This window comes from Shewanella nanhaiensis (assembly GCF_019457885.1).
Lineage (GTDB): Bacteria > Pseudomonadota > Gammaproteobacteria > Enterobacterales > Shewanellaceae > Shewanella > Shewanella nanhaiensis.
In genome coordinates this window covers 1-22,626 of record NZ_JAHZST010000012.1, presented here as the reverse complement: position 1 = coordinate 22,626, position 22,626 = coordinate 1, and the positions used below count along the sequence as shown (strand labels likewise).

General features: G+C 43.0%; 22 protein-coding genes and 1 tRNA gene. 7 read left to right on the top strand and 16 right to left on the bottom strand.

From position 1 onward, the window contains the following. Nucleotides 1-192: 192 nt before the first annotated feature. The 14 genes from K0625_RS15940 to K0625_RS15875 form a co-directional block, all read right to left on the bottom strand. The gene (locus K0625_RS15940) at nt 193-1,014 is read right to left on the bottom strand and encodes a flagellin N-terminal helical domain-containing protein (protein WP_220110601.1); all 822 of its coding nucleotides are present in this window, start codon (nt 1,012-1,014) and stop codon (nt 193-195) included. 79 nt (nt 1,015-1,093) lie between these two features. Next, nucleotides 1,094-2,284, bottom strand: coding sequence for a flagellar hook-associated protein FlgL (flgL, locus tag K0625_RS15935; RefSeq protein ID WP_220110600.1), 1,191 nt, complete (start codon nt 2,282-2,284; stop codon nt 1,094-1,096). An 11-nt stretch (nt 2,285-2,295) separates the two neighbouring features. Beyond that, on the bottom strand, nt 2,296-4,209 hold the full coding sequence (gene flgK, locus K0625_RS15930) for a flagellar hook-associated protein FlgK (protein WP_220110599.1): 1,914 nt from the start codon (nt 4,207-4,209) through the stop codon (nt 2,296-2,298). Between the two features lie 46 nt (nt 4,210-4,255). Further along, entirely contained in the window at nt 4,256-5,266 is a 1,011-nt protein-coding gene (gene flgJ, locus K0625_RS15925) for a flagellar assembly peptidoglycan hydrolase FlgJ (protein WP_220110598.1), read from the bottom strand. 195 nt (nt 5,267-5,461) lie between these two features. Then, nucleotides 5,462-6,553, bottom strand: a complete 1,092-nt coding sequence (locus K0625_RS15920) for a flagellar basal body P-ring protein FlgI (protein WP_064791826.1) — start codon at nt 6,551-6,553, stop codon at nt 5,462-5,464. Between the two features lie 10 nt (nt 6,554-6,563). Then, complete coding sequence (flgH, locus tag K0625_RS15915; protein WP_220110597.1) at nt 6,564-7,253, bottom strand: flagellar basal body L-ring protein FlgH; 690 nt, start codon at nt 7,251-7,253, stop codon at nt 6,564-6,566. 10 nt (nt 7,254-7,263) lie between these two features. Then, nucleotides 7,264-8,052 (bottom strand): flagellar basal-body rod protein FlgG, encoded by a 789-nt coding sequence (gene flgG / locus K0625_RS15910; RefSeq protein ID WP_012324234.1) that lies wholly within the window; start codon nt 8,050-8,052, stop codon nt 7,264-7,266. An 11-nt stretch (nt 8,053-8,063) separates the two neighbouring features. Further along, the gene (flgF, locus tag K0625_RS15905; RefSeq protein ID WP_220110596.1) at nt 8,064-8,807 is read right to left on the bottom strand and encodes a flagellar basal-body rod protein FlgF; all 744 of its coding nucleotides are present in this window, start codon (nt 8,805-8,807) and stop codon (nt 8,064-8,066) included. A 185-nt stretch (nt 8,808-8,992) separates the two neighbouring features. Next, the gene (flgE, locus tag K0625_RS15900; RefSeq protein ID WP_220110595.1) at nt 8,993-10,354 is read right to left on the bottom strand and encodes a flagellar hook protein FlgE; all 1,362 of its coding nucleotides are present in this window, start codon (nt 10,352-10,354) and stop codon (nt 8,993-8,995) included. Nucleotides 10,355-10,496: 142 nt separating this feature from the next. Then, the gene (gene flgD / locus K0625_RS15895; protein WP_333473864.1) at nt 10,497-11,240 is read right to left on the bottom strand and encodes a flagellar hook assembly protein FlgD; all 744 of its coding nucleotides are present in this window, start codon (nt 11,238-11,240) and stop codon (nt 10,497-10,499) included. Between the two features lie 81 nt (nt 11,241-11,321). Further along, entirely contained in the window at nt 11,322-11,738 is a 417-nt protein-coding gene (gene flgC / locus K0625_RS15890) for a flagellar basal body rod protein FlgC (protein ID WP_041417547.1), read from the bottom strand. 2 nt (nt 11,739-11,740) lie between these two features. After that, nucleotides 11,741-12,139, bottom strand: a complete 399-nt coding sequence (flgB, locus tag K0625_RS15885; protein WP_220110593.1) for a flagellar basal body rod protein FlgB — start codon at nt 12,137-12,139, stop codon at nt 11,741-11,743. A gap of 274 nt (nt 12,140-12,413) precedes the next feature. Further along, nucleotides 12,414-13,247: a CheR family methyltransferase gene (locus tag K0625_RS15880; RefSeq protein WP_220110592.1), complete on the bottom strand. Its 834-nt coding sequence runs from the start codon at nt 13,245-13,247 to the stop codon at nt 12,414-12,416. Between the two features lie 123 nt (nt 13,248-13,370). Next, nucleotides 13,371-14,294 carry a chemotaxis protein CheV gene (locus K0625_RS15875; protein ID WP_220110591.1) on the bottom strand — a complete coding sequence of 308 codons (924 nt, stop codon included), beginning with the start codon at nt 14,292-14,294 and terminating at the stop codon, nt 13,371-13,373. A 211-nt stretch (nt 14,295-14,505) separates the two neighbouring features. Between K0625_RS15875 and flgA the strand changes: the two genes are divergently transcribed. The 3 genes from flgA to K0625_RS15860 all read left to right on the top strand — a co-directional run bounded on the left by flgA (nt 14,506) and on the right by K0625_RS15860 (nt 16,055). After that, on the top strand, nt 14,506-15,213 hold the full coding sequence (gene flgA / locus K0625_RS15870) for a flagellar basal body P-ring formation chaperone FlgA (RefSeq protein ID WP_220110590.1): 708 nt from the start codon (nt 14,506-14,508) through the stop codon (nt 15,211-15,213). A gap of 84 nt (nt 15,214-15,297) precedes the next feature. Continuing rightward, nucleotides 15,298-15,624, top strand: a complete 327-nt coding sequence (gene flgM / locus K0625_RS15865; protein ID WP_220110702.1) for a flagellar biosynthesis anti-sigma factor FlgM — start codon at nt 15,298-15,300, stop codon at nt 15,622-15,624. A 5-nt stretch (nt 15,625-15,629) separates the two neighbouring features. Continuing rightward, the gene (locus tag K0625_RS15860; protein ID WP_220110589.1) at nt 15,630-16,055 is read left to right on the top strand and encodes a flagella synthesis protein FlgN; all 426 of its coding nucleotides are present in this window, start codon (nt 15,630-15,632) and stop codon (nt 16,053-16,055) included. Between the two features lie 267 nt (nt 16,056-16,322). Here the strand turns inward: K0625_RS15860 and K0625_RS15855 are convergent, their stop codons facing one another. Further along, entirely contained in the window at nt 16,323-16,769 is a 447-nt protein-coding gene (locus K0625_RS15855; protein WP_220110588.1) for an LPP20 family lipoprotein, read from the bottom strand. After that, nucleotides 16,766-17,392 (bottom strand): FlgO family outer membrane protein, encoded by a 627-nt coding sequence (locus K0625_RS15850; protein WP_220110587.1) that lies wholly within the window; start codon nt 17,390-17,392, stop codon nt 16,766-16,768. Before K0625_RS15850 ends, K0625_RS15855 begins: the two co-directional genes overlap by 4 nt. A 343-nt stretch (nt 17,393-17,735) precedes the next feature. On the opposite strand from K0625_RS15850, the gene K0625_RS15845 reads away from it, so the two are divergent. From K0625_RS15845 to K0625_RS15830, 4 genes are all read left to right on the top strand, one after another. Beyond that, nucleotides 17,736-19,502, top strand: coding sequence for a GSCFA domain-containing protein (locus K0625_RS15845; protein WP_220110586.1), 1,767 nt, complete (start codon nt 17,736-17,738; stop codon nt 19,500-19,502). A 206-nt stretch (nt 19,503-19,708) separates the two neighbouring features. Beyond that, entirely contained in the window at nt 19,709-20,875 is a 1,167-nt protein-coding gene (locus K0625_RS15840) for a flagellar assembly protein FlgT (RefSeq protein WP_220110585.1), read from the top strand. A gap of 91 nt (nt 20,876-20,966) precedes the next feature. Next, nucleotides 20,967-21,042: transfer RNA gene (locus K0625_RS15835), tRNA-Arg, on the top strand. Nucleotides 21,043-21,689: 647 nt separating this feature from the next. Then, a complete protein-coding gene (locus K0625_RS15830) occupies nt 21,690-22,136 on the top strand; it encodes a hypothetical protein (protein ID WP_220110584.1) in 447 nt (148 codons plus the stop codon). Nucleotides 22,137-22,626 lie beyond the last annotated feature (490 nt).

Below are 22,626 nucleotides of genomic sequence, written 5' to 3'. Positions count from 1 at the left end.
TAGCCAGGCGGAGCATATCGGTTACAGTATATTTAACGGCAGAGGATTTTTTATCTTTAATCTTTTTTTTCAATAAAACTTAAAGATAAATAAATATGATGAAAAACAATAAGAAACAAACATTAAAAATATTGATAGCTAAAAGCGACTCTACACTAAATGCGCATGAGTCGCTTTCTGGCATAACCATTTTTATCCTAGAAGAGAGAGTGCAACTTGTGGCAATTGATTTGCCTGAGCCAGCATAGCTGAGCCTGTTTGTTGCAGTACCTGATTCTTAGTCATAGTAGCAGTCTCTTTGGCAAAATCCACATCCACAATACGGCTCTTCGCATCAGCAACGTTAGCTTGGGTATTAGCACTGTTACTGATATTGTGAGCGAGACGGTTCTGCACCGCACCGAGATCTGCTCTTTGGGTATCAATGGTCTTAATTGCTTTATCGATAGCTGCTAATGATGAGGCTCTATTTGCAGAAGTTGCATTATTCAACGCGGCAACAGATAAAGAAGCTTTGTCTGTTTTCTTAACAACAACCTTGACATCCTCACCCTCTTGGTGACCAACCTGGAAAATCTTACCAGCTGAAAAACCGCCTTGTAGCAACTTAGTATTACCAAATGCCGTACTAGTACCAATATTATCAATTTCTGTTGCAAGTTGATCCATCTCAGCTTTTAACGCTGCTAAATCTTCAGTGCTGTTTGCACCGTTTTCAGACTGAATGGTCAAATCACGCATACGCTGAAGCATGTTTGTTTGCTCCTGCATCGCACCTTCTGCGATTTGTGCAATTGATATCGCATCATTAGCATTTCGCATGCCCACTTCCAAACCACGTACCTGTGAATTCAGGCGGTTAGAGATAGCAAGACCGGCCGCATCATCTTTTGCACTGTTAATCTTTAAACCACTGGATAAACGCTCCATGGAGGTCGCTAGATTACCACTAGATGTGTTCAGGTTTTTCTGCGCTTTCAGTGATGTCACGTTAGTATTAACTGTAATAGCCATTTTGACTTCCTCTTTCTTAGTACAAGGCCAAGATTGCGACCTTGGCTAAAATTAGATTGATTTTTTACTCAAACAGGGTCTATATGTAATCGAACAGTGAAACAGACCCTACCTTGCTAAATACACTTGAAACCGCATTTAATGCTAACTGCTGCTTCTCAAACTCTGTAATTGCCGATGCATAATCAAGATCTTCCAACATAGATAGAGTTGAGCTATTCACTAACTTCTCATCTACATGGTGAGTACTGTAGCTTTCGATGCTTTTAAGGCTGTTGCCTGTTTCACTTCGAGCAATACTTATTTGATTGACACCACTATCAATATTATTCAATATCTGTGCCAATTCAGAAACACCTTGTGGGGTATTCACCTTATTAGGATCTTCAAGTAGAGAGATTGCTTGATTAATCGTGTCAAAAATACTGACCTCTGACTGAGGGGTAATTGAGAAGCTATCCCCTGCAGCAGGCATTCCGTCTAGCTTTACTTCCATCCCGTTAAAGGAGATAGGATTAGTGGGATCAAAGCCAACTTCTGTTGTCACTAATGTGGCACTTGAATCTCTAACCTCCAGATTCGCTCCCACCATAGTAAAGGTGTAGGTATCTTCAACATAGGTACCTGGGTTAGTTATTTTGGCACTATCAACGGAGAATTCACCTACTTGACTCGCCAGATAATTGGCACTGTAATCGCCTAAGCCACTAGGAGCATTCATAAAAGCGTTATCACCTGGGATATTAGTGGCAATCGTAACACCCGAAGCGATAACCGCTTCCCGCGCTCCGCTATCACCGCTATATATCATGTTTCCAGTACTATCAAAGGCAAAAGGCTGCTTGCCAGTTTCAAAGCCTGCGAAGATATAGTTACCAGATTCATCCTTAGTATTTGCAACCGCAAGCAGTTCCTCTAACGTTCCCTTAAGCTCATCGGCAATCATTTGCCGCTCAGACTCTGACAGGCCACCATTTATTGCACGGATCACTTGCTCTCGCGTTGAAGCAACTAATGTTTCTGCCGTGCCAAGCTTACTTTCACTCAAACCAAGGCGATTTTTGGCATAGTCAATATTCTTCATAAACTGATCAACAAGGGCATTTTGCTGATTTAAATTATCAATGCCTACCGACGCTACTGGATCATCACCCGCAGTATTGACCTTCTTACCACTCGATAGTTGATCTAATATTTTGCTAGTAGCAGTCTGTTTATCCAGAACACTGTTGATGCTTTGATTAAACATCTGCGAAGTAGAAATTCTCATATTCGCTTCCCCTATCGAACAGAACTAAATAAGGTGTCAAAGATCTCTGAAGCCGTTGTCATTATCCTTGCGGACGCTTGATAGGCTTGTTGAAATCGAATTAAGTTACCGGCTTCTTCATCAAGGTTTACCCCTGATTCACTCTGAACTCGGTTATAGGCTTGGGTGAAAACTGCTTCGGCAGAGCCAACAGCAACGGCTGCCGCTTTCGCCTTACCGCCAACAACTAACTTAGTGCCTTCATAGACGTCGGTTAATGTAGATCCGCCACTATTCATCAACTTAGCTTCGCTAAGCTGTGCCATTGCAACAGCATTACTGTTATCGCCCTCAGCAAAGGTAAAATCGAAAGTAAAACTCTCTGTCGATGTAGATGTCGTATTTACATCAAAACTAAAACCATTGCTGGTAATGGTAGGTGGTGTATATGGAGCGGCGGCACTCACTAACGTTCCCGATGCATCAAACACTGTGAAGGTATTTGCAACAGGATCTATCTGATAAGTCAGTTCAGATCCCGTTAAAGGTAAGTTCACATTGTTTCTATCTATGCTAAGGATCTCAATTTGGGTATTACCGGAATTAGCCGTCCCCGCTGTAATTTTCGGCCCAGCTGCTGCAATGCCCTTGGGATCGGTCATCTCAACTTTAATACCTGCTGCGGCACCAGCTGACGGGCGGATCTCAAATTTGTCACCATCAACAAATGCGCCAGAGTCAATATGAATAGAGAAGCCCTCTCCACCATCAAGTTGAGAGCCATTTAAGGTTAAGGGGGTAACCACTCCGGTATTGATGTCTGTTAGCTCATAAGTACCGGGCGCAGTGAACGTTAAATCATAGCTTCCACCAGTTAAGGCAGAAGTATCATCAATGTTAACTCTTAAATTGGCATTACCAGCATTAGTACCAAACTCACCAACTCGGCCCACAGCCATGTTAGGGTCATTAATATCAGTAAAGATATTCTGTCCAAGTGCGCCTGAAAGATCGAAGCCTTGTGACTGGGCCTGATTAAAAGCATCAGCAACGCCTAAAGCAAGCTGCCCAACTTCTAACTGGGCTTGAACTAAGGTTTCATTGCGAAACTCATATAGAGCACCAAGTTGCCCTCCCATCTGCGACGGGTCGATAATCAAAGTCTGAGCCCCTGCAGAACTAGTCACTCTCGATTCATTCGGGAAGGGGTCGCCAGCAGTCGTACCAATTGACATAGAGACTTCGCCAGACACCAACATCACAGCACCACCTAACATGATGCTTTTTGCCCCTGTATCTAATGGGATCACATTAACTTGGGAGTACTGGCTCAGTTCCTGAATAAGCGCATCTTGCTTGTCCAGTAGCGACATATCTTCGCCCTGTGACTTCATCAGCTCCCGGTTAATGTGACCTAACTCATTACCTATCTCATTAATTCTGTCGGTAATACCTGCTATCTGATCATTGGTCTGCTTCATCTGCCCGTCTAGGTGTGCTTGCATCTGATTCAAGCTACTGGCTAGCTGACCTGCCGAACCTAATACATTATTTCTAATCCCGATATCGTCAGGTAGATCGGCTAAACTATTCAATCCCGCAAAAAGATCGTTCAACCCCTGAGGAATAGATTTGCCTATTTGAGAAAATAGCTGATCCAGCTCCCCCATCTTAATTTGAGTGGCTTGCGCCTCACTAACACTGGTTTGGCCTATCCTTAGCTCTCTTGCCGCGTAATCGTTATAAATACGTTTTACATCTGAGATATAAGTACCAGAGCCGAAAAAGTTACCGCCCAGACGTTGGTTATCCAAGCTCGATTGCTCAGCGACCTGCCTGTGATAGCCTTGGGTATTGGCATTGGCAATATTATTACTGGTAACAGCCAGTTGTGACTGAGAGGCCAAAACACCTGTTCTTGCAATATTAAGAAGATCCATACCCATTACTAGGCACTCCTAAATTGTTCGATACTGATAAGCTGATAGCTCATTACTTATCTCCCGATATAACTGTCTGAAGCTCAGATGAGAGTGACTTCATCACCTTAATCACCTTGTTGGCATATTCAGGATCGGTTGCATAACCTGCATCTTGTAAGGCTTTAATAAACTCATTCGGATTAGCCGCTTTCTTCATCGCTTCTTGATATCTTGGTCCATCGGAAATGAAACTGATAAAATCATCAAAGCTCTGCTTAATCCCATCATAAACTCGAAAATCAGCTCTTTGCTGTACTGCAACCCCCTGTTCAAACTCAAGGGTTCTCACTGCTGTTTTATCCCCTTGCCAACGATTACCTGCCTTGATGTTAAATAGGTTATTACTCGAGTCGCCACCCTGACGCTTAACCATCTTCTGTCCCCAGCCGGTTTCTAACGCGGATTGGGCAATCAAGACCTCAGGTTGTGTACCTAAGCTGTCAGCAGCTTTTTTAGCATGGGGATAGAGCTTGGCAATAAAGTCATTACGATCTGCAAATGTCATATTTGATCTGGTCGCTTCAGACGGCAATTGCTTGCCAGACAACACAGCTTGAAGCGGAGCCATTGCCGCTTCAGCCTCTAGTGCTGATTGAGAAACAGGCTGCGTAATGGCTTCCCCACGAGTTGCACGACTCATCACCATCACCTGCTCAACACCTCCACCTAAATTAGCATTGCCTCTAAGTACTGATGCGGGGGTGACATTGCTTGTCTCTGGCGAGAGCTGCTGCACCATAAGGTCCGCAAGGCCCAACATCCCTTTATCAGAAAGATTTACAGACATCTGCTGATCATGCATCTGCTCATAAAACTTGGTGTATTGGCTATTCATTGGACTGTCAGACTCAAACGCTGCATTAGCATCACGCATACTCTTCATTAGCATCTGAACAAAAATACCTTCAAACTGCTGAGCAACCTCTTTTAAAGCAGCTTTGTCATCTTTTTTGGCTTGAGCCCTAAGTGAATCTAGGCCTCCTAGATCCAAAAAGTGAGATGAGTTTGAAAGCTTTTCCATAAAGTGTTCCAACAGTAGCGACAATAATCAGACGTTGATGTCTATTTGGTGCAAATGGCATACCAAATATACTGAGTGGCAGTAAGAAGCTGAATATATTTGTGACTTCTATTTGATTGAAAAGGCTTAACTGAATTGAAAAAGGCTTAGCTGTTTAGCTAAGCCTTTCTTATTGATAAACAGAGGTAATGAAAATTAAATAATAATAAGTTCGCCGTGCAGTGCACCAGCCATCTTTAACGCTTCAAGAATAGCCAACACATCTGATGGTGCAGCGCCAACAAGATTAACAGCTCTAACTAACTCATCCAATGTCGTTCCAGGGTTAAACAGAAACATACGGCTATCCTCCTCCGCTACATCGATAGTGGTATCGGCCGTCACTACGGTTTGACCACCAGCAAGAGGATTCGGTTGTGAAACCTGTGTCGCTTCCGCAATCGTTACCGTTAAGCCACCGTGGGTCACCGCAGCAGGAAGCAAGCGAACTTCTCTTCCAACAACAATGGTACCGGTTCGAGAGTTAACTATCACCTTGGCTGACTCTGACGCTGGTTCTACTTGAATATTCTCAAGTGTTGCCAAAAAAGAGACACGCTGGGAAACATCCCTAGGTGCACTCACCTGCACCGATGCAGCATCGAGCGGTCTAGCCATGCCAGGGCCAAGCAACTCATTGATCGCATCTGCGAGTCGCTTAGCAGTTGAGAAGTCGGCGCGGCGTAGGTTAAATGTTAAGTGATCGCCTGTTGAAAACGGAGTTGTCACCGTTCTTTCAACAATACCGCCATTTGGGATACGTCCCACTGTCGGTGTATTTTGGATAACTTTAGAACCATCGAGTCCCTCAGCACTAAAGCCACTGACCACCATGCTCCCTTGCGCAATGGCATAAACATTACCATCTACCCCTTTGAGGAAGGTCTGCAACAAGGTGCCACCACGTAAACTTTTTGCCTCACCTAAGCTTGAAACCGTCACGTCAAGAGTTTGACCAGGTTTAATAAAAGCTGGCATCTCAGCATGTACGGCAACCACAGCAACGTTTTTAATCTTGGGCCTTAAGTTATCAGGCAGATTGATACCAAAGTTTTTCAACATGGTTTTGAAGGTTTGTTCTGTATAGGTTGTCTTCTCACCAGTACCTGGCAAACCAACAACCAAACCATAGCCAATCAGTTGGTTACTTCGCACGCCTTGCACATTGGCAATATCCTTGATCCTCTGAGCCTGACTAGGTCCTGAAACTAACAGCAAAACAGATAGAAGAAATAGTTTAAGTTTCATGTTTACCTCCTTAGAAAGGCCACCAGCTGCCCATAAAGAATGAGCTTAACCAACCCACCTTTTGCACATCAGCAAAAGTGCCTGTACCACTGTACTGTATCCTTGCATTCGCCACACGTGGAGAGTCGATGGTGTTGTCAGGACGAATATCCTGAGAGCGAACAATGCCCGTCAAACGAACAAACTCATCACCATTATTGATACTGATCCATTTTTCACCACGGATAACCAAGTTGCCGTTATTTAGCACCTGCATCACGTTTGCAGAGATACTGCCTGATAAGCTATTACTTTGATCGGCTCCAGATTCACGTTTGGTATTCATACTGTCTGAATATCTAAGATCGATTGGCTGACCTCCAATACTGATATTGCCGCCGCCTGCATAAATAGGGTCCAAGGACAAATCCGTGCCTTTTTTAATCTCATTATTAGCGCTTTTCTTGGCTTGAGTCTGCTCCATCAAGATAACAGTAATAATATCGCCAACTTTCAGTGCTTTAATATCAGAATAAAGACTGGAAGCTTGACTGTCCTGATACATGGAGCCCGTTGCCGCGATTTTAGTCGGTGGCGCTTCTGGATAGACTGGCGCATAGTAAGGATCGTCTGCAATCGGCTTTCCTCCCGTTGAAGCACAACCAGCTAACACAGGTAGAAGTACCAAGCTTGATACAGCCCATAACCAATATTTATTCATGGCGAAGCCTCTATAGGTTCTGGTTCACGTATGACAACATCTGATCAACAGCCGAGATAACTTTAGAGTTCATCTCATAGATACGCTGACTCTCAATCAAGTTCACCAACTCTTCGGTTACATTCACATTCGATGTTTCCAAAGCGCCCTGACGCACAGCCCCCATGCCATCAAGAGATGCAGTTCCCTGAATAGGAGTACCACTGGCGCCCGTTTCCGTATATAAGTTCTGTCCCATGGGATCTAACCCACTTGGATTGATAAAGTCTGACATGGTTAGCTGACCAACCACCTGACTCTCAGCAGTGCCAGCTGTTTTTACCGACACTTCGCCTTCAGCGGAAACTGTAATACCAGTGGCATTCTCAGGAATAGTAATCGCGGGTTGAACCACATACCCAGAGCCAGATGTCACTATCTGCCCAGTGTCATCCAGTGTAAATTGACCATTTCGGGTGTAAGCAGCAGTGCCGTCCGGCAGCTGAATTTCAAAAAATCCAGGTCCTTCAACCATCAGATCTAATGAATTATCGGTAGTCAGCATGTTGCCTTGAGTAAATACCTTTTGAGTGGCAACGACTTTTGTTCCCGCACCAACGTTTAATCCATTAGGCAGTTTAGTGTTTGATGCACTCACGCCACCCGCTTGATTGACAGTTTGATATAGAAGGTCTTCAAAAACTGCGCGGCTCTTTTTATAACCAACGGTGCTGGCATTAGCCACATTATTGGAGATAACTGAAATATCGGTTTGCTGAGCATCTAACCCAGTCTTACTTATCCATAACGCCGGATGCATAATATAATCTCCTAGCTAATACGCATTAATGAAGAGGATGCTTGATCCATCTCTTCTGCGGTTTTCATCATCTTGACCTGCATCTCAAACTGACGTTGTATATCAATCAAAGACACCATCTCATCGACAGCATTCACATTACTGCCCTCTACCGCACCACTTTCAACGGCAACACGTGGATCAGCAGGAGCAATTTCACCTGACATCTGTCGAAACAAACCATCAGCTCCTCGCATCATATTTCCATCGCCAGGATTGACTAACTTAATCCTGCCGACCTCTTCAATCACTTCAGCTGTCGCCCCTAAGGGACGCACTGAGATAATCCCATCTTGAGCTATCTCAACTTTCTCTATCGGCAGTGGTAAAACAATAGGACCAGAGTCCCCCATAATAGGGTTTCCTCTGTCATTACGCAGTAAACCTGAAGTGTCGAAACTTAAGCTCCCAGAGCGAGTATAAGCTTCACCACCATCAGCACCTTGAACGGCTATCCAGCCACTACCATTAATCGCAATATCAAGATCTCGCCCGGTTGTTTTAAGTGGACCTGAGGAGAAATTTGCCGATGGATTTTCCGTCATTGCAAATACGCGCGTCGGCAAACCTTCGCCGAAAGCCTGCATAGAACGCGCCTGCTCCATGTCCGCTTTAAAGCCATCGGTATTAGCATTAGCTAAGTTATTCGCACGTACCGCCAGAGCGTTCATATTCTGCTTAGCGCCACTCATTGCGACGTAGAGTAATTTATCCACCAGCTCCTCCGTCAATCTTTCGCATAAAACTTTATATGAATAATATGCAGCAAGTTACATGCCACAATAGGAACAAATTATTGGCGGTGGTAGAAATAGGACTAGAGAATATAAAGGGTGAGCAGCAAGAAGATTTAGAGAAAATAAGAGGAGCGGTGTAGACCGCTCCTCTTATTTTAATGGAGCTATCGGATCTGAAGTACCGTTTGTTGCAAAGTGTTGTTCACTTCCAAGGTTCTTGAGTTTGCCTGGAAGTTTCTTTGGGCAGAGATAAGGTCGACCAACTCTGTGGTCAAATCGACATTCGACTGCTCAAGAGCCGATGAACGAATACTACCAAACGTCCCGCTGTTTGCCTCACCGGCAAGGGCAAGGCCTGAATCTAAACTGGCTTTCCATGAAGTATTACCGACTTGAGTCAAGCCTTGTTCATTGGCAAAACGAGCCAAAGCGACTCTCGCCAACGGAACCGTCGAGCCGTTACTGTAGCTGGCATTAATTAGACCGTCGGCCCCTACTTCAACATTGGTTAAACGACCAACAGTTGTACCATCTTGAGTGAGTTCAGTGACCTCAAATGTTGAAGCATATTGAGTTGGATTATTATATTTAACTGCCAAAGTTTGGGTACCATCAGCGCCTGGGCCTAGTACCCCAGCACCATTAACACCAAGCTCCTCTGTTGTCACAACCGCAGGATCACTACCAATATATGCACCAGTATCGTTATAGGTCAAAACCGACCCTTTCCATCCACCAGCCGTTGTTGCAGAGCCAGTACCATCGGCAGTACCATCGTTATTCGTGTCAGTTTGATACGTACCAGCGGGACCTGCTAAATCAACTTGCTTTCCATCAACGGCGTAGAAAGCCACCCAGTTACTTGCGCCAGTGTATGCTGCTTGAGGAGGACGAACAAAGTAGGTAGTCATAATATGAGGCTCACCTAAAGAGTCATATAAGGTCACCGCAGTTGAGTTGTTATAAGTATCACGATCGTTTGGATCAAATGCTGCTGGGTCTAAGGTGTCATCGCCCGCATTTAGGTTCATCTGTATCCCAATTTCATCTGTCATCTTTGGACTACCTGCGGTATCAGGAATGACCACTGGACTCGTCGTCGTTAGACTCACCGATGTTGAGTTACCATCTTTATCGACACCAAATGTCTGTAGGAAATTACCTTGCGAGTCCACCAAATAGTTATTTGAATCGACTTTAAACGCCCCAGCTCTAGTGAAGGTATGATCTTGTGAATCTAAGCTGCTTGATGTAACGAAAAAGCCGCCACCATTAATCGCCATATCTAGGGCATTGTTGGTGAATTGTAAGCTACCTTGATGGAACTGCTGAGCTACTTGACTCGTTGTCGCACCTCCACCAACCGCAGTCTTACTGTTCGCAAAAATGGAGTTTGCGTATACATCGGCGAATTCAGCTCGAGATTCCTTAAAGCCAATGCTGTTAACGTTAGCGATGTTATTCGCTGTGGTATTTAGATCTTTCTGGGCAGCGGAAATACCACTCAATGCAATGTTAAACGACATAATTCACCTCGATTTCGATTCATTTCTGAATGATGACAATCCTGTCATCACTTCATTGTTTGAACTGATATCCAGTCCCCTAAGGTTCAGGATAATTTATTACTTAAACCCATCCACTTCGCAGATAAGCTTGTTATTTTAGCTAGCTTTCAGCGACGGCTAATACATCTCCAATCTTAATACCACCTACACCACGTAAGTTAAGAATGGCACCTGTACTTGCCGTACCCAGTGAAACACTGGTCACGTGGGCATAGGTTGATACGGCTAAATCTTCACTCTTACCATCGACTTTGCCGGATGCCTTGATAGAGTAGTTACCGTCGGCAACTGGCTCACCATTTTTATCAAGTCCGTCCCATGCCACATCCACGTTGCCGCCGGCACTGCCGTCAACAGTAAACGACTTGATTAACTGACCTTTTTCATCCTCAACACGCACAGTAATGCTTTCAATAGCTTCTGGGGTACTGATGATCCCTTTAAGTTCTCGCCCTTCAGCGGAAACATGCCCTGTATCAGATGGGATCAACACCTTCTGTCCTACTAAGCCAGATGCCTGCAGCGCCTGGCTCGATGTCATCACTGTATTAAGGTTAACAATCTCATCATTAAGGTTATTAATGCCGTCTACCGTAGAAAATGATGCCATCTGAGCGATCATCTGATCATTATCAACAGGCTTGAACGGGTCCTGCATAGACAACTGCTGACTTAATAGAGAGAAGAAATCTTCTTGGGTCAACTCCTGATTATTCGGCTCAGGTATCGATGATTCATCCGGTAAGCGAATCGCATCAATAAATGGATTTCCCGTTGTCGACGTCTGTTCAGTATTTTGCGTAGCAGCTTGTGCTGCCGAAGCCGTTTGCTGCGCCGGCGCCACAGATTGATTCGGTGTCTGAGAAGCACCGCCCACATTTTGGGCACTATTTAGCGGATTAATGAGGCTCACTGCTTAGCTCCTCTATTTGCCAATTCTTAAGGTTTGCTGAAGCATAGATTTAGCCGCTTCAGCAACCTGCACATTCATCTGATATGAGCGAGACGCTGAGATCATATCCGCCATCTCCTCCATCACGTTCACATTCGGTTTATAGATAAAGCCATCTGTATCAGCCATTGGGTGATTCGGAGAGTACTCCTTCTGCAAAGGCGCATCACTCTCAACAATGCCCTTAACGGCAACGGATTGTGATGATTGCTGCTGATGACTGGCTTTAGCCATCTCAGCTTCAAAAATGGGATGCCTTGCTCGGTATGTCTCATCAATGCTACTGGAGACTGAATCGGCATTGGCAATATTACTGGCAGTGGTGTTCAATCTCACTGATTGAGCCGACATACCTGAGCCTGAAACGTTAAAAATATTGAATAAACTCATCATTAATTTCCTTTCAGTGCTTTCTTAAGTCCAGAGAACTTACTGTCTAAAAATCCCAGCGACATCTGATACTCAAGGGCATTTTGCATAAACTCTGATTGCTCTTGCTGGATATCGACGGTATTACCATCACCGGTATCTGGTTGATTAGGCACTCTATAACCATAATGTTGTTCAGAGAGGGCTGCTAAATCAAAATGTTTACTGTCACTGCCAGTCATCGCCAGTCCACGCTGTTGACTCCTTGCTGATTGCAGTGCTTTATCAAAATCGATATCACGCGCTTTATAGTGAGGAGTGTCTGCATTGGCTATGTTTGAAGAGATAACCTCAGCACGCTGGGAGCGGATCCCTAGTGTATATTGGTGAACTCCTAACGCCTTATCAAAACTAATCGCCATAAAACTGCCTCCTAAACTCAATGTCAATAACAAAGCAATAGTCATGCCAGAAAATACAATATCAATCGGTATATGAGGAGGTTTGAGCTTGAGAACGTTAAAGGCAAGTAAGAAAAGATTGAAGCACTTAATAAACAGATTTAATTAGAATGGCTTAACGAAGAGGTAACAGAGAATATAATGAGGATAGATGCCCTATCAGAGCATGAAACTAACCCAGAAACCACTGGCGCTTAGTTTCAAACTCAATATAGACGATAGTTTAGATAATCATTTAAATTTTCTTTTGATAATAAATACCTGGATTACAGCGGATCATATCAAACTCCTCTGTTAATCCGGCAATTGACTCAGACGCGCCAAGAAAGAGTATCCCTTTCGGGTTCAAAGCGGCAGCAAATTGCCGCAGGATTTTGGCCTTTGCCTCTGGAGAGAAATAGATAAGCACATTACGACAAAATATAATGTCAAACTTACCTAGCAAGGTGTAACTTTCAAGTAGATTATGGGCTCTAAAGTTAACTAGGCGCTTAACATTGTCCTTGATCACCATAGTGCCGTCATTGGTCGCCGTAAAAAACTGACGCTTGCGCTCTTCAGACAAGCCTCTGCCTAATGCCAAATTGTCATACTCAGCATTTTTACACCTTTCAAGCATAGAGGGAGATAGATCCGTTGCTAAAATAGAGGCGTTACCCGGCAAGGTTCCTGGCTTTTTCTGTTGATACTCTAAGATAGTCATTGCAAGTGAATAGGGTTCTTGACCTGAGGAGCAGGCTGCCGACCATATTTTAAGTGGTCTACCAAGCTTGCCATATTCGGGCAATAACTTATTAGACAGCAACTCAAAAGGGTACCTATCTCTAAACCATAAGGTTTCATTCGTGGTCATCGCATCAATCACCGACGCTCTCAACTGCCGCTCTGTCGGCTTCATGGAGTGTTTGACCACTTCTGACAAGGATGGAAGATTATACTGTCCCATTAAAGGTGCTAAGCGACTGCGTACTAAATACTGCTTATTATCACCCAGCACAATACCACTGTGTTGTTCCAGAAATAATCTAAATTGTGTGTATTCAGTTTCAGCAAGTGATTTATTTGGCACCTAGATATCCTAATATCAGTAAAACAGGCTATTACAGCATCATTTCGTATAGAGCGCTGGGTTATACATTAGCAAGTATAAAGAAACAAGCATAATATAAAAACCGCAGCCCTCAATCTTCTATCATTCTAGACTTAAATGCTTATTCACTGCCGCAGCAAGCTCATCGGGATTAAATTTAGCAATAAAATCATTCGCCCCAACTTTCTCGACCATGGCCTGATTAAATACTCCACTCAAGGAGGTGTGCAGTACAATTTTAATATCTTTCAGTTTTGGATTATCCCTAATCTCTGCAGTTAGAGTATAGCCATCCATCTCTGGCATCTCGATATCTGAGATGATGAGCGGGATCTCCTTGGAGACATTGTCCATCTCTTCGGCCATTTTGGTCAATTTATCAAGCGCATCTTTACCATCAATAGCCGTATCAATCTGCAGCCCCAATGCTTCAAGAGCACGAATGATCTGTTTTCTTGCCACTGCAGAATCATCGATAACCATGATATGAAAATTATCATCTTTATCTACGGTTAACTGTTCACTTAACTCTTGGCTAATTTCAGTTTTAACAGGAGATATCTCATCAAGAATTTTTTCAACATCAAGGATCTCAACGAGTTCACCCTCTATCTCTGTCACAGCGGTCAGATAAGAGTAGCGTCCAGATCCCTGTGGTGGTGGCATTATCGCCTCCCAATTCATATTAATTATCCGCTCTACTGACTTTACCAAAAAGCCCTGAATACTTCGGTTGTATTCAGAAATAATGATAAAACAGCCGTCGATATCTTCAATTGGGCGGCCACCAGTTGCCGCGCTGAGATCAATCACAGATATTGTCGCACCGCGAATATGCGCAACCCCTTTAACAAATGCACTTAATTTAGGCAAACTGGTTAAGGGTGGACATTGGAGCACTTCCTTAACTTTGAACACGTTGATTCCGAACCTTTGACGGCCGTTAAGCTTAAAAAGTAAAAGCTCTAAGCGGTTCGCCCCAACTAGCTGGGTTCGTTTGTTAACTGACTCAAGAATACTTGACATAATACGCTTGCCTTGTCGTCTTTAGGATGCTGACCTACATTTCATAACTTAACTGAGTATAGGCATATTAATTGCTTGAATAGATATATCTCACAACCAGAACGTGAATTAGTCAAGTTTATGACTCCTTCCCTTAGATTTGAGAAGTGCAAAATCACGTTCTTTACGAAAGTATAGGTGTAATCTAGCGGTTCAAGCTAGTCTATTCATTATGAAAGTAAAAAATGTACTCATTTTCTTCACATTATTATTCTCAACACACGCCTTAAGTGTTACTCAGGCTAGTGTGCCCTCTTTATCGACCATATCAAATTTAGCTATAGAGACCATAGAAAAAAAAATAGATGTCTCCGGTGATGCTAAAGTAAAGATCACCCCTCAAAGTCTAGATACACGAATTACACCACCTGCGTGTTTCCCCCCCGTTAAAGCAGAGCTTGCGACAAACAGGGCCATTAAGCGAACCAATACAGTAAAAATAAGCTGCGATAGTCCACAGCTGGACTATCCTTGGCAAATTTTTCTCTCAGTGCGCGTAGACATACTCTATCCAGTTGTCGTTGCAAGGGAGACATTAGGCCCAGGAGACTTGCTTTCCAATGATGATGTGATCATCGAATATGTCGATAGAACCAATCTTAGAGGCCAGCAGTTTGATGACATTAAGCAGGTGGTCGGCACTCGAGTTAAGAGACGCATTCCCCCTAATCAGCCTATATTTAGTGGTAACCTCTGCTTTGTATGCAAAGGCGATACAGTCTCCATATACGCCCGTTCGGCAAATGTCGTAATAAAAACTGTCGGTGAAGCGCTGCGAGATGGTAATTTAGGTGATAGAATCCGAATTAAGAATACACATTCCAATAAAAGTCTACATGCTACCGTCACGGGTGTAGGTGAAGTTGAAGTTAGAATGTAAAAAACGTAAAAATATACTAAAGCTCTACTTATCCTTGCCGATACACGAGTATGTTCTTCTTTTTTTTACTGCTGGAGCCTGATGATGGCTATTGATATTAAACAAGTAAACTCCGCTGCTAACGCCCATGTAAACAAGGCATCAGCGAACAAAACCAACACTCAAACGAGTCAAGCTGGCAATAACGCGAGTTCAATCAGCACGCCTCCTAAAAGTGACTCTGTATCGATCACTTCTCAAGCTCAACAGCTGCAAAGCATCCAAGCCAAGTTGAGTGACATTCCAGAAGTGGATAAACAGAAAGTTGCAGAAATTAAGCTTGCGATTGCCGAGGGACGCTATAAAGTCGATCCTGAAAAGCTTGCTAGCAATATCGCTATGTTTGAGAATGAACTCAAGGATCTCAATTAGTTTTTATGAGCCAACTATCCAGCATCATTGAAAAGCAACATCAGCTATTACAAGAGCTGAAAGTAACGATATCTGAAGAAAAAAGCGCATTGGTTGATCAAGATGCCGAGCTTTTACTTACACTGGCTTCCAGCAAAGCTAAGTTACTTGACGCCTTAAAGGCCAATGATGGTGTTCTATCCGCTCAACCGGACATTGCAGCGCTTTCGACTGAACCAGCTCTCATCAATCAAGTGAAGATTGCCAAAGAGCAGCTTGCAGAGTGTCAGCAGCTTAATATGGAAAATGCCAGCTTAATTGAGCTCAACTTGGCCAGTGTCAATCGTTTCGCCCAAGCCCTTCAGGCCAGTAGAAATGCATCAAGCCTTACTTACAACGGCAAAGGTAAGACATCGACGATATCGACCTTAGGAAATAACTTAAAAGCTTAATCGGCAGCTAACGTCTGCTAATCTCCTCTAAGCTTGCTCCCTGCTCTCTCAGTACACAGCACACTTGTATCCGAATCTTTCTCGCCTCGTCAGTACAACTCCCATCCCTCATCGTTAACTGATAATTAATAGGATCCAATAAGGTGTGTTTAATGAAGAAGAGAAACCATCTGTTTTGCTCGGGGGTACCAATAACTAGGAGTAGAAATATGACATTAAAAAAGTTGAGGGATAATCCTCAACTTTTTACTTGTTGCTTCTTAAGAGTTAAAAATAGGTCACACTCTTAATTGTTTGCGGCCTATTGTTTTGTTGATAAAGCGCCCAAACTTGTGAGAAATCCAGTTCCAATTCAGTGACGTAGTGCTCTCCCGCTGGATAACTCTTGACCACTTTAGCCCCTCTAATAATGCCTGTAACAGATGCTTGTATTGCATCATCAGTTAGCATCCAGTCGTTAACCTTACTGGTCGCAGAGAGCTCTTGGCCATAAACCTGCTCAGCTAACTCACGGTAAGCGGCAATTTTAGATGCTTGCATCGCCATCAAAACCTGCTGAGACTTACTCTTCGAGGGTTGGGCATCTAAAGTTGCATAGCCTATAGCGGTCAGCTTTGGAAAGCTCTCAGGTTTTTGCGTCTCCCACTCTACGTATCGATCTTGGGATGCACACCCAGATAGTAAGAATATCGTCAAGATTAAATACTTATTCATTTCAAACCTCCAATCACTCTCACCTCTTTCTCTCCCATGCCGCTGTCTCGGTACAGTAACCCATCTTGAGAGACCACCTGTTCTGACACCCTTAAATAACCGGGTAACTGCTCAAGTCCAAAACTCGCTTGAGAGGCTGAAACAACACGATTATTGGTAATATTAACGATTCTGGCATTAATCACCATCCCTTCGCTGCTCATGCTCATGGTCGACACCAATACATGCTCAACAGCAATATCTGTTGGCAGCTGTTTCCAGTTTCGTGTCAATAAAAAATCACCTTGAGGGGTAACTCGAATATTCTCGCCCACATTGATATCGACCAAACTAAATTGATGATCGTGCATTGCCGCAGTCAACCCCTCCTGAAGCTGAAGTCCTACAGCATTGGTCTGATTTAAATCAGCTAACAAAACTGGTGTAGCAACCAGCAAAGGCTGATTAGCACGTAAAGCATCATTTTGCCTTACCAACTCATTCGCGATCTGTTGTGACACATGATTAATGGCCGACGTTGACGGCAACCTATTGCCGTCGGCAAGCGGTGACTTGGTTGTGTGTACCTGCTGAGCACACCCGCTAAGGAGTAATGTAACTAAAACAAGCTGTAGGGTACGCATGGCTAAACCTTAAAATAAACAAACAATTCAATGAATCGACAGAGCTAATATAAAAACAAACATCCCAAATTAGGCAAACTAACACTGACAAGCTCACTTAATAACCTTATAGAGAAAGCAAGTATCAAGCCAAAAGGACTTTAACTACACTGTAATACACGCACTCTCTGAGCTAATACAGCTCTACTAGCCCTTCATCGGCCTTTTAGCACATAACTTTAATCTATTTATCTAACGCTGTCTTAGAGGCACACTAATTGCTTTAATCAGCAAAGAAGAACGTAAACCGCCATAACTATGGCACTTTTTCGTTTTAAGTTATTAAAGATCTGGAGCTAACATTATGCAAAAAACAGGATTTACACCTTATAGTCATCAAGGCGATAGCTCCTTTTGGCGTACTGGTGTTGCTGATATTAAACTTGGACACGAGATCTTTCCCAAACTTCATAACATTCATTTAAATCAGCGTACACCTAGGATCTCATCCATAGGATCCTGCTTTGCACAGCATGTTGGTAAGTGGCTAAACGCAGGTAGTTATCTATTTAATCAAAGTAAGCTTGAATCCAACCAAGTTTCCAGTTTTGCATTTGGTAACCTCTATACACCAAGGGGCTTTCTGCAATGGTTTGATATTGAGGATAAGGGCAGTCAACTCGATATTAATTGCGCCACTTATTGTAAGGACAACAGGTATTACGATCTATTAAGGCCCAATTTTAATCCTGCAGGTTTTGACTCACTAGCTGATTTAGTGACAGCTCGCAGCGAGGCCTCGGCAGAAATGCGCGCAACAATCACAACCACAGATGTACTGGTTTTTACCTTAGGGTTGACTGAGGCCTGGAGAGATAATGAAGGTGTATTCTATCCCAGTTGCCCAGGGATCATCTCTGGCAAATTTGATGATTCTATTTATCAGTTCCATAACTTCAGCTATGAAGAGTTATGTGCAGATCTTAAAGCGATTTCCGCCAGAGTGAAATCCATCAACCCGGCGATTCAGATCATTTTAACGGTATCACCAGTACCTTTAACTGCTACCATGACTGATAAACATATCTTAGTTGCCAATCAAGGTTCAAAATCATTATTGCGGACCGTTGCAGGCTTCATGAGCGATCATTACTCCGAATTTTCTTATTTCCCCTCATACGAACTAATAACCGTTCCCAATGCTGGCGACTTTAGATTTGAAAGCAACCTAAGATCTGTCACTCCACAGGCTGTCAACTATGTTATGCAGCATTTCAAATCTGTGATTGATAAACAGAGTTCCCCTAAAACAGTTCAAGATGAAACAGCTCAAACCACCATAGAGCAACCGGACACTAATGAAGTCGTTTGCGAAGATGAGTTACTCGAAGCCACAAAAAAGCTTCAAGGGAGCCAACAACAAGCCCAAAAAGTGAACCTCACTCTTTTTGGTGACAGCCATATGGGCAAACTATCACGCTCACTAAACCAAATGGATATCCCCCATTGTGGCGGTATGGTTATGAACGGTTCAGGGTTCTCACAAAAGAAATTTGCCATGTGTGATGCCGAGTATTTTGTTCCCCTCGAGAGTGCCATTTCGAGGAAGCTTTGGTCTGAGATACTTGTTAACTTAAATACTCATCAGCAAGATAAAACCTTAGCGAATTCCACCATCATCACCAATCTAGGAATGCAGACACATCAGAATATCTCACGATTTTCCACATGGTTAGACCAAACCTACCCAGAAGGCGTTGATGAAATCACCACAAAAGAGTTTGTCGACTATTTTAATGATGATCTCACCGATCAACTCTCTATCTTGTTGAAGCTTCACAATCAGGGACACAAAGTGATAGTGGTATCCGATCCACCATTTTGTCAGTACTTTAAAGAGTCAAAATCGATGACAAACCTCATCTACTCATATTTCTATGCAGTGGAATATGTATGGAGTCAATTTGGTCTTACCTTCTTTAATGCAGCGACCACGTTCGATCAAGAGGTCACAGATCCTGAAACTTATCTGTCCGAGATACAATACGCTGACGGTAATCATGATTGGATCCACGGCAATGATAAATACTACAGCTGGCTTACTACAAAGCTAATGACTTTAATCGACTAATTTCAGTTTTCACTGTCACATTAACGGTATAGCTAGATAACATGCCTAGAGGGTAATGCCACTCAATGAGTCTCCCTCTCAGAGTATTCGATAGAGGCATGATAATTGCTTCACCTTAAACATATGGCTGACAGTCGCTGTTACTGTCATTTTTATGTCGATAGCGCCACTCATCACAGATATCGACGGCAATAGATGGATATAAAATGAAATTTGTAACCTTGCTTCTGCTTACCTTAATATCGCTCTACTCCCACTTAGCTGTGGCTGCTTGGGTCGTCGTCAAAGGGGAGTCTAATATTGTTGATGGCAATGTCACCAAAGCTCGCGAAGATGCCATTCATCAAGCCCTGACCTATGCCACACTTCAAAATGGCGCCAGCTTTACCAGTACTCAAACGGTTAATAATGGCCAATTAACACAGGACAGTTTTTCACTACAAAAACAGTCTCAAGCCGCTAAAGTTGAGCTCATCAACGAGCTAGTAGAGGGCAGTAAGCTCACTGTCATGGTAAGAGTTGATGTTATCGGAGCCAGCGCTCACCAAGCCCAATGTGACAGTCAATCACTAAAAGCCGCAGTATTGGTGCCCCAGTCGATGATAAGAGACAGAGCACAACTGCGTTACGGCAATATCGGCGCCTTTGAAAAAGCCCTCTCTGTTCGCATTGGTAATGCATTAACCCAATCCTCAAATAGCAGTTTCTCCCATATCCATGCCAATGAGCGACTCGATATAGAACAAGCCTTAGTGGATATCAGAGGTTACAGATTACCTAGCTGGCTCAGCGAAATAACCGACAGCCAATATGTGCTGCTTCCAGAGATAATCGATATCTCAACCGATCCAGCAGAAGGTCATATGCTTGGCTTATGGAGCAGCGATCCCATTCGACAATTTCAACTCAGACTCTCCCTTTACCACGGGATCAGTGGCGAGCAGATCTGGAGTCAAGATTTCACCTCATCGGCGCCCTGGGAGTTTGAACGTCAGGAAACGGTTCCCTCGAATCAAAATCGATTCTGGAATTCAGCCTACGGAAAAAATATCGACAAGGTGCTAGCCCAAGCAGTACAAGAGATTGATACCAGTCTAACCTGCAGACCCATTCTTGGTCAGGTGGTCGCTAAGCAACATGACAGAGTGATCATTAATCTAGGTCGCCGCCATGGGATCCGCGTCGGAGACACCTTCCAACTGGTCCTTCAAGAGAACATTCCTGACCGTTTTGACAAGATGCGTGCCGTAGCCAGTGAGAGTAAAGCGACCATTAAGATAGACCAAGTTACTCAAGACACTGCCACAGCAATGTTAGTGAACCAAAAAGCCGCCTACAATGTACAGATTAACGACATCGCGATAAAGATGTGAGCCATGAAGAGTATAAGAAATAATCAACTAAATTAATTAGCTTTTCATCCCCTCTTTTCATTAAGGAGAAAACCAGTATAATCACTCCCGTCTCCCTATAGCTCAACAGGATAGAGCAGTCGCCTCCTAAGCGATCGATCGGGGTTCGAGTCCCTGTGGGGAGACCATAATTGCTTTCAAGTGCCTACTGGCACTTGATGAGCAGTTCCTTCTTAGTTAGCTCTGATACATCAACTTTCATTGTTATCTGTTTCGTTTCTTTAGTTCAACTAAGTTCAAAGTAATCTATTGCTTGCCGCAGGCTGATGTGCAGCTACTTCTGTGAGACGCTATAAATATGTCCCTATACGCTCTACGATTTCATCCTTGAAATCGAAGCTCACAGCTGCATCTACACTGTTATTCTAAAACACCACATATCTTCGGTTTAAGGTTCGAGTTATTTAAAATAATCAACAACACTGGAATCCTAATTCAATAACTATAGGCAGAGAGTGAGCAAGTGTAATTAATGGGGGAATTTTAGTTGATTGTAACCCTATCAAACAGCTCTCTTCTTTCCTCCTCTGAGAGCTGTTGTATCTCTGCTTTTTACACAATCTTAGTAACTTATCCACTCTGGCTCGCCTAAACTACCTTGAAAACACCACCTCCGCTAAAAACTCATCAAAGATTTAAGCTAAGTGAAAAAATTGAATAGCCATCGAAACTTCGATACTGTCACTGTATTGTGTTAAAAATTAATCAAAAACGAGTAATTCTACGGTCTCGTTATATTCTTTGAGTAGTTTTGAAATGGAGCTAGTTTCATATTATGAAAAATTGGATTGTTTTGACTCTAATTTTGTTTTTCTTACTTCATGGGAATCTGTATGCAAAAACAGACAACCTTAGTTGGGGAAGGCTTGCTTCACTTAATGTCGAATTACTTGAAGAAAAAGCACGGGCTTACATAAAAGAAAGAATGCCAGAGCTAGAAGGTGTTGAAGTTAAGTTGGTTCAGGCAAATGTAGGGTATTATAAAAAGAGTAAGCCTAGTTTAGATATTTCATTTATCCATTCAAATTCGTTCAAACCTATGGATCAAAACCAGACATTAGGGGACCATAATCAATATTTTATCAACTATTACATGGAATTTATTTTTGTGGAATTCTCACAAAATGGTGAACCTATAAAGATTGAATTGAATGAAGTTTTACTTGGTGAAGATGAAACTCATTCAAAAGAACGCTTTTTAGATACTTATAACTCATTCTAAATATTGATTTTAAAATTAATCGGGTCAGTATTAATTTCAGTTGATTGAAACCCTATCAAACAGCTCTCTTCTTTCCTCCTCTGAGATCTGTTGTATCTCGACTTTTTTCACAATCAGTAGCTTATCCACCTTCGACTCTTTCACAATCACAGTCACATTCAGCCCATCAGTTCTGCTGTGGTGCTCCCAAGCTCTGCCCTACTCCCTTTGTACAAGAAAGCTCAACATCTAAGCGTGAACTTCAATAATCTCTCGTAACCCGCTAACTTTTATAGTAAAGTTAGTTAAACGTTATAAAAAGGATTTTTATGGAGAAGCTTACCAAATTCCTAATCACTCTAATACTGTTACTTTCTTCTACAGTGTGGTAAGCCCCTAGTTTTCTAGACACTTCCTAGTTTCTCAAAATACTGCTTCTCGAACTTCATCGGAGACAGTCCGTTATTACTACCATGATGTCGCACTGGATTATAGAAATATTCGATATAGT

Excerpts from the sequence above, each read along its gene's own strand:
- K0625_RS15940 (WP_220110601.1), bottom strand. The coding sequence starts at position 1,014 with ATGGCTATTACAGTTAATACTAACGTGACATCACTGAAAGCGCAGAAA.
- flgL (WP_220110600.1), bottom strand. The coding sequence starts at position 2,284 with ATGAGAATTTCTACTTCGCAGATGTTTAATCAAAGCATCAACAGTGTT.
- flgK (WP_220110599.1), bottom strand. The coding sequence starts at position 4,209 with ATGGGTATGGATCTTCTTAATATTGCAAGAACAGGTGTTTTGGCCTCT.
- flgJ (WP_220110598.1), bottom strand. The coding sequence starts at position 5,266 with ATGGAAAAGCTTTCAAACTCATCTCACTTTTTGGATCTAGGAGGCCTA.
- K0625_RS15920 (WP_064791826.1), bottom strand. The coding sequence starts at position 6,553 with ATGAAACTTAAACTATTTCTTCTATCTGTTTTGCTGTTAGTTTCAGGA.
- flgH (WP_220110597.1), bottom strand. The coding sequence starts at position 7,253 with ATGAATAAATATTGGTTATGGGCTGTATCAAGCTTGGTACTTCTACCT.
- flgG (WP_012324234.1), bottom strand. The coding sequence starts at position 8,052 with ATGCATCCGGCGTTATGGATAAGTAAGACTGGGTTAGATGCTCAGCAA.
- flgE (WP_220110595.1), bottom strand. The coding sequence starts at position 10,354 with ATGTCGTTTAACATTGCATTGAGTGGTATTTCCGCTGCCCAGAAAGAT.
- flgC (WP_041417547.1), bottom strand. The coding sequence starts at position 11,738 with ATGAGTTTATTCAATATTTTTAACGTTTCAGGCTCAGGTATGTCGGCT.
- flgB (WP_220110593.1), bottom strand. The coding sequence starts at position 12,139 with ATGGCGATTAGTTTTGATAAGGCGTTAGGAGTTCACCAATATACACTA.
- K0625_RS15875 (WP_220110591.1), bottom strand. The coding sequence starts at position 14,294 with ATGTCAAGTATTCTTGAGTCAGTTAACAAACGAACCCAGCTAGTTGGG.
- flgA (WP_220110590.1), top strand. The coding sequence starts at position 14,506 with ATGAAAGTAAAAAATGTACTCATTTTCTTCACATTATTATTCTCAACA.
- flgM (WP_220110702.1), top strand. The coding sequence starts at position 15,298 with ATGGCTATTGATATTAAACAAGTAAACTCCGCTGCTAACGCCCATGTA.
- K0625_RS15860 (WP_220110589.1), top strand. The coding sequence starts at position 15,630 with ATGAGCCAACTATCCAGCATCATTGAAAAGCAACATCAGCTATTACAA.
- K0625_RS15855 (WP_220110588.1), bottom strand. The coding sequence starts at position 16,769 with ATGAATAAGTATTTAATCTTGACGATATTCTTACTATCTGGGTGTGCA.
- K0625_RS15850 (WP_220110587.1), bottom strand. The coding sequence starts at position 17,392 with ATGCGTACCCTACAGCTTGTTTTAGTTACATTACTCCTTAGCGGGTGT.
- K0625_RS15845 (WP_220110586.1), top strand. The coding sequence starts at position 17,736 with ATGCAAAAAACAGGATTTACACCTTATAGTCATCAAGGCGATAGCTCC.
- K0625_RS15840 (WP_220110585.1), top strand. The coding sequence starts at position 19,709 with ATGAAATTTGTAACCTTGCTTCTGCTTACCTTAATATCGCTCTACTCC.
- K0625_RS15830 (WP_220110584.1), top strand. The coding sequence starts at position 21,690 with ATGAAAAATTGGATTGTTTTGACTCTAATTTTGTTTTTCTTACTTCAT.